Here is a 13902-nt window from a genome sequence, read left to right as displayed (position 1 = left end):
TTAAATTTTCTTCACAAACTCTGATTTGAGTTTCATGGCACCGAAGCCATCGATTTTACAGTCGATATTGTGGTCGCCTTCTACGATGCGGATATTCTTCACGCGCGTCCCTTGTTTCAAATCTTTTGGCGCACCTTTTACTTTTAAGTCCTTGATGAGAGTTACTGTATCACCGTCAGCCAATTTATTCCCGTTGGCATCGATAGCAACAAGACCCTCTTCTACATCTGCAACTTCAGCAGGATTCCACTCATAAGCACACTCTGGGCAAACCAGTAGGGCACCGTCTTCGTAGACATACTCTGAGTTACATTTTGGGCAATTTGGTAGGTTGTTCATGGTTTCTCCTTATCATCATTCACTATTCTTTGAAAATCAAAATTTCTCGAACAGCAACTATTATACCTTAAAATCAGCATTTTGACAAATATAGAAAAAAACCGATATCAATCTATCGGCTTTTCTACATCTACATTCTTTTTTTAGCTTCTGCTTTGATTTTTTCAACTACTTCTTGAATGTTCAAGCCAGTTGTATCAAGGTAGACAGCATCCTCTGCTTGTTTGAGAGGCGAAGTCTCACGATGACTATCCTTGTAGTCACGCGCAGCAATTTCCTCTTTTAGAGTTTCAAGGTCTGTTTCAATTCCCTTGGCAATATTTTCCTTGTAACGGCGCTCTGCTCTTTCATCTACCGAAGCTACTAGGAAAATTTTCAATTCTGCTTGTGGCAATACAACAGTCCCAATATCGCGACCGTCCATGACAATCCCACCTTGCTGGGCAATCTCTTGTTGGAGAGAAACTAGTTTCTCTCGTACTTCAGGAATTGCTGCAATAGCTGAAACATGATTGGTCACTTCATTTTCACGGATAGGATGGGTAATATCCACATCTCCTACAAAGACAAGTTGTTCTCCAGTTTCTGAGCGTCCAAAACTGATTGGATGCTGGTCCAATAAGGCTAAAAGTTCTTCAACTTGTTCAACTCCTAATTGGTTCCTGAGAGCCATGTAGGTCGCTGCACGATACATAGCACCTGTATCTAGGTAGGTGAATCCAAAATCCTTGGCAATAATCTTTGCGACCGTACTCTTGCCACTTGAAGCAGGACCGTCAATAGCAATTTGAATCGTCTTCATTTATGACTCCTATCTAGTCTTAATCACATCTCCAGGATTAGCAAACCAAGATCCTGTAGCCATATGGCCAGGATTCAAAGCCTCTAACTGAGCAATCGAGATTCCTGCACGAGCGGCAATAGCTGCTTCTCCTTCTCCAGCCATAACTTTTGTAGTTCCTTCTGGATCAGTTGGATGTTCTGAGCTACTAGATGACTCTTCTACCTTCTCCTCTGAACTAGAAGATGCCTGCTCTGAACTACTACTAGAAGTAGAAGAAACTTGCTCTACTTTTGTATCTGAATCGTGAAAATCTTTCAAGGCTGCTGTGCGATTACTCCCACCCGATGAAAGATAGATAAGAACAATAATCATCACGACTACAATCACAAAGAAAATACTTGCTAAAATAGTCAAGATACGATTAGCCAGCACTCCTCCACCTTGTTCTCTCTTACGACGTTCTGATCTTGTTTCTTCCTGATTCTCATAAATATCTTCTTGCCACGGTTCTTTTGCCATACCTTACTCCTTGGTTTTTTTTACTTTTCTTATTACAATATAAATATGAAAATCACACTTATACCTGAACGCTGCATTGCCTGTGGTCTTTGCCAAACTTATTCTGAATTATTTGATTACCACGATAATGGAATCGTGCGTTTTTACGATGACCCTGACCAACTAGAAAAAGAAATCTCTCCTAGCCAGGACGTCGTAGAAGCTGTTAGAAACTGTCCGACACGTGCCTTGATTAAAGATTAACTCTAATATCGACAAGAACGTTCCACTCCTTCTAGTTTAGCATATTTCCATGCAAAATTATAGTCTTTTCTCTTTATTTTTTTCTGTAAAATCAGGAAGGTCACTTTTTTCTTTGACGAGATAAAGTGGTCTTTTTTTAGTCTCTAGATAAATCTTACTAATATACTTGCCGAGAATCCCAATGGTCAAGAGTTGAATCCCTCCGAGAAAGAGAATAACAGCCATCAGAGAGGTCCAACCTGATGTCGGATTGCCCAAAATGAGAGTCCGAACCACAACAAAAAAGGTCATAAGCAGAGAAATAAAACAAGATAGGAGACCAGCCACAAAGGCGATAATCAAGGGAAAATCTGAAAAGTTAACAATCCCTTCAATGGAGTAGAAAAAGAGTTGCCTAAAACTCCAACTGGTCTTGCCAGCCTGCCTTTCGACATTTGGATAGTCCAGATAGTGGGTTTTAAAACCGACCCAGGCAAAGAGCCCCTTCGAAAAGCGATTGGACTCAGTCAAGCTTAAAATAGCATCGACTACAGATCTTCTCATCATGCGAAAATCACGAACACCTGACGGCAGGGCTACTGGACTAATTTTTTTCATGAAACCATAAAAGAGATCAGCACAGAAACTGCGAAAGAAAGGTTCTCCCTCCCGACTAGTTCTCCGTGTTCCAACACAGTCCAAGTCTGCATTTTGGTCTAGTAAATTTTTCATCTCAAGCAACATACTCGGAGGATCCTGGAGGTCTGCATCCATCACGACCACCAGATCTCCTGTCGCATATTGTAAGCCTGCATACAGAGCTGCTTCTTTGCCAAAATTTCGAGAGAAAGAAATATAATGAACTGCCGAATTTTGCTCCCGATAGGTCTTTAAGAGTTCCAAGGTCCCATCACTTGATCCATCGTCGACAAAGACATACTCGATTTCTGTTTCCAAATCTGGAAGTAAAGCTTCCAAAGCCTGATAAAAAAGAGGAAGTACTTCCTCTTCGTTTAAACAGGGGACAATGATTGACATCACCATCTTAGTCTTCAAATCCATTTGGATGCTTGCTTTGCCAACGCCATGCGTCTTCACACATTTGGGTGATGCCTAATTCTGCTTCCCAGCCCAGTTCTGCTTTGGCTTTTGCAGGATCTGAATAGCAGGCTGCGATATCCCCTGGGCGACGGTCTACGATACGGTAAGGAATTGGACGTCCCACCGCTTTTTCCATGTTTTGGATAATTTCAAGAACTGAGTAGCCTTTACCTGTTCCAAGGTTATAAACGTTTAGGCCTGAACCTTTTTGGATTTTTTTCAGAGCTGCGACGTGACCTTTAGCCAAATCGACAACGTGGATATAGTCACGAACACCAGTTCCGTCTTCCGTATCGTAATCGTCTCCAAACACTTGCACTTGCTCTAATTTTCCAACGGCTACTTGAGTCACATATGGCAAGAGATTGTTTGGAATACCGTTTGGATTTTCTCCCAAATCTCCGCTCTCATGAGCTCCGATTGGGTTGAAATAACGAAGTAAGACCACATTCCATTCTGAGTCCGCCTTATAGATATCGGTCAAAATTTCCTCTAGCATAAGCTTAGTACGGCCGTATGGATTGGTCACTGAAAGTGGGAAATCTTCCAAGATTGGCACTGTATGAGGATCTCCGTAAACTGTCGCAGAAGAACTGAAAATAATGTTTTTACAGTTGTTTTCTTCCATGACCTTCAAAAGACTAACAGTTCCAGCGATATTGTTGTCATAGTAGGCAAGAGGAATACGGGTAGATTCACCAACAGCCTTCAAACCAGCAAAGTGAATGACCCCTGTTGGTTCTTCTTGCTTGAAAATATCACGAAGAGTATCTGTATCACGGATATCTGCCTCATAAAACGGAATTTCAACTCCTGTGATTCTTTCAACAACTTCTAAACTTTTTCTATTACTATTCACAAGGTTATCCACCACAACAACCTGATGACCTGCTTGGATTAACTCAATAACAGTGTGGGTTCCGATAAAACCTGCTCCACCCGTTACCAAAATCTTTTCTTGCATCTTTTTTCCTCGATTCTCGGATTATTTTTTCTTATTTTACCATTTTTGATAGGGAATGTCATTTGCCATCCTAGAGGGTAGGATAAAATTTCAGTAAAATGCTTATACTCTTTGAAAATCTCTTCAAACCATGTCAACGTCGCCTTGCCATATATATGTTACTGACTTCGTCAGTTCTATCCACAACCTCAAAACAGTGTTTTGAGCTGACTTCGTCAGTTCTATCCACAACCTCAAAGCAGTGCTTTGAGCAGCCTGCAGCTAGTTTCCTAGTTTGTTCTTTGATTTTCATTGAGTATTATTCGCTTTTTACTCGTTTGACATAGTTTTCAATTGGGTAGTTTAGAGGGTCCAAGGTCAACTCCTTGCCTTGAATCAGTTGAGCTAGATGGTAGCCAATGATAGGACCCGTTGTGAGGCCTGATGAACCTAGTCCACTGGCTGAATAGACACCTGACAATTCTGGAACCTCTCCAAAGAAAGGAGAGAAATCACTGGTATAGGCACGGATTCCCACACGTTCACCAGATGATTTCGCTTCTGCCAAGGTTGGGTAGTGAGGCAAGGCTGCCTCCTCCATTTTCTGGAGTAAAGTTTCATCTACCGTCAAATCAAATCCCATGTCATTTTCATGAGTAGCACCTAAGGACAATTTCCCACCTGCAAAAGGAATCAAATCCCACTCCCCTTCTGGCATAACAACAGGGTAAGCTTCCATGTCTTGGGCCAGCTGATAATCTCGGAGTTGCCCCTTTTGGGGACGAACATCTACTTCATAACCTAAAGGCTCTAACAGATGTCCCAACCAAGCTCCCGTCGCCAAAATAACCTGATCAAACACCTCTTCGTCAATCTGGTAACCCGATGTTAAAGGTGTCAGACTCACTTTTTCTTTGACCAGCTTGACCTGACTGGCTTCTAGCAAACGAGTCACCAAGAGTTGACCATCTACTCTCGCTCCACCAGAAGCATAGAGCAGACGGTCAAATCCCTGCAAACCAGGGAATAATTCGTTAGCTGATGCTTGGTCCAGAATGGCTAACCGGCCTATCAAAGGAGATTCTTCTCTACGCTGGAGGGCTAGTTGATAGAGTTCTTCCAACTTAGTTTTATCCTTTTTCAGGAGAAAGACTCCCGAACGCTGGTAAAAGTCAATTTCTTTCCCTGACTTCACTAAATCAGCCAACAAATCCACATAAAAGTCAGCCCCCAAGCGCGCCATTTTGTACCAGGCTTTATTGCGACGTTTGGAAAACCAAGGACTGATAATTCCCGCTGCGGCCTTGGTAGCCTGACCTTGTCCATGGTCAAAGACGGTTACTTCTAGGTCACTTTCTTTAGAGAGGTAGTAGGCAGCTGTTGCTCCCACAATTCCTGCTCCAATAATGGCAACTTTTTTCATTGTTTTCACTTTCTAACTAGATATGGTGGAAAGGATTGGTCGATGCTTGACTAGGTACAATATCAATTGTCCAGCCATTTTCAGCCTTCCATTGAGTAAGGAGTGCAGAAATTTTTTCCACAAAAAGCACTTCAATATAGTGACCTGGGTCCAATGCCAACAAGCCATCAGACAACATATCCTGGGCAGTGTGGTAGTAAATATCACCAGTGATATAGACATCCGCTCCTTTAGCTAAAGCATCCTTATAGAAAGACTGCCCGCTACCACCACAGATGGCCACTCTTGAAATAGGATTCTGCAAATCTCTCTCTTGATAATGCACCAATCGAAGGCTATCTAGACCAAAGACTTGCTTGACATGTTGGGCCAATTCCTCAAATGTCTGAGGTTGAATATTTCCAATACGTCCAATCCCACGTTCAGAGCCTGTTTCCTGCAGATAAGTCGTTTCCTCGATACCTAACATCTGACAGAACCAGTCATTGAGACCATTTTCAACGATGTCAATATTGGTATGACTTACATAAACTGCAATGTCATGCTTGATGAGATCAATGTAAATCTGATTTTGTGGACGGCTAGCTACCAAATCCTTGATGGGACGGAAAATCGGCGCATGCTTGACAATAATCAAGTCTACACCCTTTTCAATGGCTTCAACCACCGTTTCTTCACGAATATCGAGAGCCACCATGACCCTTTGGATATCCTTGTCTAAAGTACCAATTTGCAGACCACGACTGTCTCCCTCCATGGAAAATTCCTGAGGGCAAAAGGCTTCATACGCATTAATCACTTCACTTGCTAACATGGAGAACCTCCTTGATGGCTTGAATTTTATCTACTAGAACTTGACGTTCTTCCAGATTTTTTTCTGGGATTTGTCCGAGGGCAAACTCTAGCTTAACAGCTTCTTTTTGCCATTTTTGGACAAAGACTGGACTGACCTCTTTGGACAAGAAGGGACCAAAGCGAACATCACTAGCTGATAGCTTCATTTGTCCTGCTTCCACCACCAAAATCTCGTAAAACTTGCCAGCCTCTTCTAAGATACTTTCAGCTACAATCTGAAATTCGTTCTCTTGTAGCCAGATACGCAAGTCGTCTTCACGATTATTGGGTTGGAGGATTAAACGCTCTACATTAGCTAACTTGTCCAAGCCTTCTTCTAAAATCCTGGCAATCAAACGACCACCCATACCAGCAATGGTAATGACCGATACCTTATCTACCTCTTCAAAGGCTGCCAAGCCATTTGCTAAACGGACTTGGATTTTCTCCTTTAACCCGTGACTTTCAACATTTTTAACCGCGGACTGGTAGGGACCTTCTACAACCTCACCTGCAATGGCACTTTTGATTTGTCCTCTTTCGACCAACTCGATAGGCAGATAAGCATGGTCACTCCCCACATCTAGTAAAATGGCTCCCTGTGGCACAAAGGAAGCCACTAATTCTAATCTCTTTGAAATCATCTTCTCTCACTTTCCAAACTCTATTACCTCTTATTATACCACATTTCAGCTGGCAATCTTGTACCTAAAAAGACCGCAATCCACAGATTGCAGCCTTTCTTTATTTTCTAGCTTGGTAGCGACTGGTCAAAATGAAAATCACGGTAAAGACCAACATCATGACACCATAAACAGGTAATGTTTGTCCTGTTAAGGTTGAAATTTCAAGTAGTTTTTGAATTCTTGGGAAGAGAGCTGTAGCTAGGAAGCCTCCTACTGACCAAACAATCAAGAGGACACGCCATAGGGTAAATGGCATGCAGGCTCTAAATACGGATAAGAAACCAATTGACCCCAAGAGATAATAGAGTAGAGTTGAGATTTCTAACTCAGACCAACCTTGGCTACTTCCAAATATTTTCACAAAAAGAACGCTGAACACAACCATGAGAGCACTTGGTAGAGCACGAAGCATGGATCTTCTGAGGAAGTTTGGCTCAACAGGTTTGATATTTCGCTCAAAAGTCAGAACGAATGGTGGGAAACCTTCCACGAACTGGTCAATCATGGTAATCTGGATCGGAATGAAAGGGAAGATCAAGATCCACTCAGATCGTCCCAGAAGAGCACTGGCGATACAGATAACTGCGAGCAAGAAAGAATAGATGGTCTTTATCAAGAAAATCGGGGCGATATGGGCAATGTTATTGACCACGCGACGACCTTCAAAGAGAATCTCAGGAACATCATTAAAGTCTGAGTTCAAGAGAACCAGATTGGCAATCTGACGCGTCGCCGGATCCCCTTCCGCCATCACGATAGAACAATCCGCCTCACGAAGGGCGAGAATATCATTGACTCCGTCTCCTGTCATAGCTGTTGTATGCCCCGCTTTTTTCAGTGTTTGGATAATGAGTTTCTTTTGATGAGGGGAAACACGTCCGAAAATAGCTGTCTCCTCAGCCATAGTAATCAATTCCTCATCCGTGATTTTCGAGCAATCTACATAGCTATGATAGTCCGCAAAACCAGCCTTCTGGGCAATACTGGACACCGTAACTGGATTGTCACCAGAGATGATCTTGAGACCCACTTCCTGAGAACGGAGATAGTCCAACGTCTCTGCTGCTCCCTCTCGAATCGGATCCAAGATTTCCAGCAGGGCCAGAGCCTGAATATCAGATGGTTTCTGTGGCTTGTGATGGTCTAATTTCTCCTGACTGAGTGCCAAGACCAAGACACGTGATCCTCTCTCTAGAGCCTCTCTGGCTTCTGGGACCTCAGAAGCCAGCAACATCTCAGGCGCCCCTAAAAAAACTGTCCCCAAACCTTCTAACTCTATGGCTCCCCACTTGCGGTCGCTAGAGAAGGGAAGATTGGAAAGCATAGGATAGGCTACCTGACCTTGGAAACGCTGGCGAATAGCTTGAGCTGTTGGATTCTTATCCTCACTATGGGCCATATAGCTTGTCAGGATGCTAGCAATAGCCTCGTCACCATAAGTTTCCGTCAACGGAAGAACAGCCTCTACCTGCATCTTTCCTTGGGTGATGGTGCCCGTCTTGTCCAAACAGAGCATATCCACACGCGCCAAGGTTTCAACAGAGTACATCTCCTGCACCAAAACCTTTTTCAAACCTAGCTTGATAACTGCAGTCAAGAGCGAAGTAATGGTCAAAAGGGCAATTCCCTTAGGTAACATCCCCAAAAGGGCTGTAGACGAGTTTACAACGGACGACTTAAGAGGCAAGCCTTTTAACATCAAGGCTTCTAGCAAGAGAGCCAGACCAAAAGGAATGATAATCTTTCCAGTAAAACCTGCTAACTTGTCCAGCGATTTCATGATACGAGAGTTGATTGGTTTAACGGTCTTGGCTTCCAGCATGAGTTTGGCAGCATAGTTATCAGCCCCAACATGGTGAACTTGAGCCAAAACTGCCCCACTAGCCAAGAAACTTCCTGACAAGAGCAAGGCATCCACTTCCTTTTGCACCAAATCACTTTCTCCCGTTAGCATGGCTTCATTAACCTCCGTAAAGCCTTCCAAAACCAAGGCATCACTAGGAATCTGCTCTCCTGCAGACAAACGAATGACATCTCCTAACACCAATTCTTCAGGATTCAGAGCTACTTCTTGGCCATCACGAATGGTTTTAACCTTTTCCTTGGTCATGAGATTGAGCTTGTCCACCATGTGTTTAGCCCGCAGCTCGGTCACAATTCCAGAAAAAGCGTTAAAGCAGATAACGGCAAAGAAGACCAGATTGCTCCAAGCTTGCACAAAGGCAAGGGCCAAAGCAATGGCAAAGTTCAAAGCGTTAAAAAGGGTAAAGACATTTCGTTTAACGATTTGCCAAGTGCTGGTACTGGCCGAAGCAGTAAAATCATTGACCAAGCCCTTAGCCTGTCTTTCCTCGACTTCTATTTGGGTTAATCCCATAATCTTATTTTTATCCATAAATTCTATCATATCATTTTTTCTAAAAGAATTCTAATCTCACCCCAAATATGCACCTAGTCAAGGGAAAAGTTTGCCAGCCCTCCTTTGATAAGGTATAATAATAACAAGAAAATAATCGAAGGAGATCGCATGTTTTATACTTATTTACGTGGATTGGTTGTCTTGCTCCTATGGTCCATCAATGGCAATGCCCATTATCATAATACTGATAAAATTCCTAATCAAGATGAAAATTATATTTTGGTTGCACCTCACCGCACCTGGTGGGATCCAGTTTATATGGCCTTTGCGACCAAACCAAAACAATTTATCTTTATGGCCAAAAAAGAGCTCTTTACCAACCGTATCTTTGGCTGGTGGATTCGTATGTGTGGTGCCTTTCCTATCGACCGTGAAAATCCTAGCGCCTCAGCCATCAAATATCCTATCAATGTTCTTAAAAAAAGTGACCGCTCTCTCATCATGTTTCCAAGTGGAAGCCGACACTCAAACGATGTCAAGGGTGGCGTAGCTCTGATTGCCAAAATGGCCAAGGTCCGTATTATGCCGGTTACCTACACAGGTCCCATGACTTTGAAGGGCTTGATTAGTCGTGAACGTGTCGATATGAACTTTGGAAATCCAATTGATATCTCAGATATCAAAAAAATGAATGACGAAGGCATTGAAACAGTCGCCAATCGTATCCAAACAGAATTTCAACGTCTGGACCAAGAAACGAAACAATGGCACAATAATAAAAAACCAAACCCACTCTGGTGGCTTATCCGCATCCCTGCCCTCATCCTTGCCATTATCCTCGCTATCCTAACCATCATCTTTAGCTTTATCGCAAGCTTTATCTGGAATCCAGATAAGAAAAGAGAAAAACTTGCTTAAATAAATACAACAATCCCTTGGCAAAAGCCAAGGGATAAATTTTTTATTCGATTTTCCATTTTTGGGCCAACCAGCTAGAAAAAGCTAGAAATCGTTCAGCTACTTGTTCATGGTGTCCATAAGGGTCAAAGACAAACTGGCCGTTCGGATAGCGTTTCTGAAGACTGGTATGGATCTGCTCAGCATAGACTGGTGCTTGAGCCAAGCGATTAGTGTGGTGTTCTCCTTCTGTTTGACCATTCTGTAAATACAGCAAACAGTCCAAATTTTTCACATTTTCTTCCTTGCAGTAGGTCACAAAATCAGGATACCAAAAGGAACCGCAGATCGAAAAGACACAGGAAACCTTGTCAAAGCTGAAAAGACTGTAGACTGCTGCCAAACCACCTAGTGAGTAGCCTCCATAAGCAAGGCGTGCTTCATCCAGTCGATAAAGCGACTGCAACTTGTCTAAAAGACCTCCAAATAAATGATCATGATAGGCGTTGGCCTGACCTCCAAAATCTGGAGCTCCATCTCTCAGAGCTGCTACCTTCCAGGGAGTGTAGTCATCTAGGCGATTTTTAGAGGTCAAGCCCACTAAAATCACAGATTCGGAAAGGGAAGATAGGAAATCCAAGTTTCCATCATTCAATAAAATAGTCGGATAGGTTTGATTGGGGTTGTAGTTAGAGGGAAGGCTGATTTTGACTTGAATTCCTTCCCAATCAAACTCATTATTTATTGATAAAGTCATTGATTTTCTCAAGGGAATCAATCACAGCTGGGCCATAATCCATCAACTCATCGTAAGAGATAGTCATGATTTTTTGATTCTTAATAGCAGGAACACCTTCCAAAACAGCATTTGCCTTCATCAACTCTACTGCGTTAGCATCCAATTTTTTATTACGGTCACTGGTTACATAGATAATTAACTCAGGATCCATTGACACGAGATTTTCCAAGGTCAAGCCTGATGTCCCCGTAGCAACGTTTGTATAACCAAGTTGGTTCAGCAAACTCTCTTGCAAAGCAGACTTGTAGGCACCGAAGGTTTCATCATTATAAGCAACCATAATCAAAGCCTTTTTCTTTTCACCTTGGCTTGCTGGATTTGCTTTCTTAACAGCGTCAATTTTAGCTTGTAATTGGGCTGCGTATTCATTGGCCTTGTCCTGAACATTAAAAATCATTCCAAGATTTTTGACATCTTCTACGATATTCCCCAAATCTTGCTGAATCGTTGAGAGGGAAGCTTTTTGCGTATAAACTGGGATTTTATTTTCATTCCAAGTGCTAACTGTCCCCAAGGATTTTTCAGAAAACATCATGTTTCGACCCATCAAAGCGTCTGGTTCATAAGAAAGGACTGTCTCTTGTGAGACTGTTTTTTTATCCCCAATTTGAGGAATCGTCGCAATCGCGTCCTTGTATTTGTCCGTCACAGCATTGTCTGGATTGAGCATGCCAACAATTTTATCCTTCAACCCTAACTCCAATAAGATTTCAGTGGTTGAAAGATTATTGGTGATAACTTTTTCAGGTGCCTTGTCAAAAACTTGTTCGACTTCATTTCCTTTAGCATCATAGGTTTTGACCGTTAACGGATAAGTCGTCTCTGCGCTGGCCTTCTGACTTGTTTCTGTGCTAGATTGTGTGGTAGCTTTTTCTTTAGTAGTATTGCCACATGCTGCCATGGTTAGGGTAGCTACTGTTACGAGTAAAATGCTGAGTGTTTTTTTCATCTTGTTTTCCTTTTCATTCTTATAAATAGTGAATCATGGCTTGCTGATCCTCGGTCCAAGTAACCTGACTTTGAACTCCGTATACAGTTTGCAATGACTCAGGGGTGATGGTCTCCTTTGGAGTCCCTTGGTAAAGGATTTCTCCCTCTTTCATCAGATAGAGATAATCCGAATAGCGACAAGCAAGTTGAATATCATGCAGGACAGCTAGAACATTAACCTTGAGATTTTTCACAATGGCCAACAAGTCTAGCTGATACTTGATATCCAGATGATTGGTTGGTTCGTCTAGGAGTAAGAGAGTCGGTTCCTGCGCCAAGGCGCGAGCTAACAAAACTCGCTGTTTCTCTCCCCCTGACAGAGACGAATAGAGACGAGTTTTCTTCTCAAGCATATCCACCTTAACGAGAGCATCTTGAACGAGTGTAAAATCTCTTTCCCTTTCCTTCTCTAAAAAAGAGAGGTGGGGAGTTCTTCCCAGCAAGACGATTTCCTCAACTGTACAATCAAACTGCAGCTGGTTAAACTGGGTCACAACTGCCATTTGCTTGGCTGTTTCTTTGAGTGACCAATGATCCAGCGGCTTTCCATCTAGGCTTATCAAGCCTTTGTCCGCCTTTTCCTGACGATAGAGGAGTTTAAGTAGGCTGGTTTTTCCACTTCCATTTGGCCCTAATATCGTGTGAAATTGATTCCCTTCAACTTTAAGAGAAACTCCCTTGAGGATTTTTTTCTCTCCCAGTCCAAAGTGAATATCCTGACAAATCAAATCCATATCAGCCCCTCACCTCCCTTCGCCTACCTCCGACAATGTAGATAAAGAAGGGAGCACCTACTAAGGCTGTGAAAATACCAATAGGAAGCTCTGCATTTGGAATAATGACACGAGAGAGTACATCTGCCCAGACGACAAAAAGGGCACCTAGCAAGGTTGCAACAGGAAAAAGCCTCTTGTAATTCGTTCCTACTAACCCTCGAGCTAAATGTGGAGTAATCAGACCGACAAATCCAATAATCCCACAGGTTGCCACTAAGACTGCTGTCAGCACAGCCACCATGGTCACATAAAGATACCAATAAAAGCGTAAGGGAATCCCCAAAGTTAAAGCAGCCTCATCTCCCATCATCATCGCATTGAAAACACGATACTGAGTAGAGAAAAATAGAAAGGCTATTCCTACTACTATAGTTGGCAGGACCAAGTCTGCCCAGGAAGTCCCAGCGAGCGATCCCATGGTCCAAAACTTAATGGTCATCACACTATCCGCATTAGCGCCAATTGAGATAATAAAGTTTGAAAAAGCCAGAAAGAGAGCATTGACCACGGTTCCTGATAAAATCAGACTAGAAGTCGTCATCCTTCCCTGCATAGAGGCAATGATGAGGACAGCAATTGTTGCCAAAATAGCTCCAAGAAAAGCTCCAAGGCTAATCATCACTTTTAAACCAAGAATGATGCTCAAGGTTGCCCCTAGAGTTGCACCCGCAGATATTCCTAAGACATAAGGCTCTGCGATAGGATTGTTCACTGTGGACTGCATCACGCTACCACACATAGAAAGGCCTGCTCCTACTATCAGACCTAACAATACTCGAGGGAATCTCATGTTCCATACAATGGCAAGAGTGGACTTGGAAACCTCTCCTACCTCAAGAGGAAATCCCAACCTGCTCAAAATAATCCGATAGGTATCTCCTAGATTAATCGCAACAGATCCCATTGAAACTGCTAGAAAGAGAGAAATCCCTAAAATACCTAGCAAAATAACTAAAAGTAACACAAATTGCTGGTCTTGTCGGCTTCCAGAAAATTTTGGAAAGCATGCAAACCTCCTTTGATAGAATCTTAAAAATTTAGAAAATTCTCATGAAAAGTATACCATATTTTCAACTGTGTAACAAGCTATGGAAAAAATACAATTAAAATCAGAAAAATTATGGTTGGTTTTTCCATACAGTTCTAGGAACCGTAACCAAAGATAATACTTGAGCATACCAAGGTAAGGTGACAATGTAAAAAGCCCTCTGAAAATCAGAGAGCTGATTT

At 42.5% G+C, this 13902-nt stretch carries 15 protein-coding genes; 2 read left to right on the top strand and 13 right to left on the bottom strand.

All coding sequences use genetic code 11. The annotated features are described in order from the left end of the window. From SM12261_RS03065 to SM12261_RS03055, 3 genes are all read right to left on the bottom strand, one after another. Positions 1-339, bottom strand: a complete 339-nt coding sequence (locus SM12261_RS03065) for a zinc ribbon domain-containing protein YjdM (RefSeq protein WP_001061596.1) — start codon at positions 337-339, stop codon at positions 1-3. Positions 340-469: 130 nt separating this feature from the next. Continuing rightward, positions 470-1141, bottom strand: a complete 672-nt coding sequence (cmk, locus tag SM12261_RS03060) for a (d)CMP kinase (protein WP_000849387.1) — start codon at positions 1139-1141, stop codon at positions 470-472. Positions 1142-1150: 9 nt separating this feature from the next. Beyond that, positions 1151-1642 carry an SAG1386/EF1546 family surface-associated protein gene (locus tag SM12261_RS03055; RefSeq protein WP_001040919.1) on the bottom strand — a complete coding sequence of 164 codons (492 nt, stop codon included), beginning with the start codon at positions 1640-1642 and terminating at the stop codon, positions 1151-1153. A gap of 45 nt (positions 1643-1687) precedes the next feature. Between SM12261_RS03055 and SM12261_RS03050 the strand changes: the two genes are divergently transcribed. Further along, entirely contained in the window at positions 1688-1885 is a 198-nt protein-coding gene (locus tag SM12261_RS03050; protein WP_004235080.1) for a ferredoxin, read from the top strand. Between the two features lie 57 nt (positions 1886-1942). Here SM12261_RS03050 and SM12261_RS03045 read toward each other — a convergent pair whose 3' ends face one another. The 6 genes from SM12261_RS03045 to SM12261_RS03015 all read right to left on the bottom strand — a co-directional run bounded on the left by SM12261_RS03045 (position 1943) and on the right by SM12261_RS03015 (position 9246). Continuing rightward, entirely contained in the window at positions 1943-2908 is a 966-nt protein-coding gene (locus tag SM12261_RS03045) for a glycosyltransferase family 2 protein (RefSeq protein WP_004238731.1), read from the bottom strand. 1 nt (position 2909) lies between these two features. Further along, positions 2910-3929 (bottom strand): UDP-glucose 4-epimerase GalE, encoded by a 1020-nt coding sequence (galE, locus tag SM12261_RS03040; protein WP_001156540.1) that lies wholly within the window; start codon positions 3927-3929, stop codon positions 2910-2912. Positions 3930-4227: 298 nt separating this feature from the next. Next, positions 4228-5331, bottom strand: coding sequence for an NAD(P)/FAD-dependent oxidoreductase (locus tag SM12261_RS03030; protein WP_000754641.1), 1104 nt, complete (start codon positions 5329-5331; stop codon positions 4228-4230). Between the two features lie 16 nt (positions 5332-5347). Beyond that, a complete protein-coding gene (locus SM12261_RS03025; RefSeq protein WP_000881148.1) occupies positions 5348-6145 on the bottom strand; it encodes a Nif3-like dinuclear metal center hexameric protein in 798 nt (265 codons plus the stop codon). Continuing rightward, positions 6132-6809 (bottom strand): tRNA (adenine(22)-N(1))-methyltransferase, encoded by a 678-nt coding sequence (locus SM12261_RS03020; RefSeq protein ID WP_000624072.1) that lies wholly within the window; start codon positions 6807-6809, stop codon positions 6132-6134. The genes SM12261_RS03025 and SM12261_RS03020 overlap by 14 nt, the downstream gene beginning before the upstream one ends. Before the next feature lie 100 nt (positions 6810-6909). After that, positions 6910-9246, bottom strand: a complete 2337-nt coding sequence (locus SM12261_RS03015) for a cation-translocating P-type ATPase (protein ID WP_004238732.1) — start codon at positions 9244-9246, stop codon at positions 6910-6912. Positions 9247-9378: 132 nt separating this feature from the next. On the opposite strand from SM12261_RS03015, the gene SM12261_RS03010 reads away from it, so the two are divergent. Next, the gene (locus SM12261_RS03010) at positions 9379-10128 is read left to right on the top strand and encodes a lysophospholipid acyltransferase family protein (protein ID WP_000500197.1); all 750 of its coding nucleotides are present in this window, start codon (positions 9379-9381) and stop codon (positions 10126-10128) included. A 43-nt stretch (positions 10129-10171) separates the two neighbouring features. Here the strand turns inward: SM12261_RS03010 and SM12261_RS03005 are convergent, their stop codons facing one another. The 4 genes from SM12261_RS03005 to SM12261_RS02990 are packed head-to-tail and all read right to left on the bottom strand — an operon-like array spanning position 10172 to position 13576. Further along, on the bottom strand, positions 10172-10864 hold the full coding sequence (locus SM12261_RS03005; RefSeq protein ID WP_000175764.1) for an alpha/beta hydrolase-fold protein: 693 nt from the start codon (positions 10862-10864) through the stop codon (positions 10172-10174). Continuing rightward, on the bottom strand, positions 10845-11855 hold the full coding sequence (locus SM12261_RS03000; protein ID WP_000753248.1) for an ABC transporter substrate-binding protein: 1011 nt from the start codon (positions 11853-11855) through the stop codon (positions 10845-10847). The genes SM12261_RS03005 and SM12261_RS03000 overlap by 20 nt, the downstream gene beginning before the upstream one ends. A gap of 19 nt (positions 11856-11874) precedes the next feature. After that, positions 11875-12630: an ABC transporter ATP-binding protein gene (locus SM12261_RS02995; RefSeq protein ID WP_000364112.1), complete on the bottom strand. Its 756-nt coding sequence runs from the start codon at positions 12628-12630 to the stop codon at positions 11875-11877. Between the two features lies 1 nt (position 12631). Beyond that, complete coding sequence (locus SM12261_RS02990) at positions 12632-13576, bottom strand: FecCD family ABC transporter permease (protein WP_414717250.1); 945 nt, start codon at positions 13574-13576, stop codon at positions 12632-12634. Positions 13577-13902 lie beyond the last annotated feature (326 nt).

The organism is Streptococcus mitis NCTC 12261 (genome assembly GCF_000148585.2).
Lineage (GTDB): Bacteria > Bacillota > Bacilli > Lactobacillales > Streptococcaceae > Streptococcus > Streptococcus mitis.
Note: the sequence above shows the minus strand (reverse complement) of the source record. Positions and strands in the feature narration are given on the sequence as shown.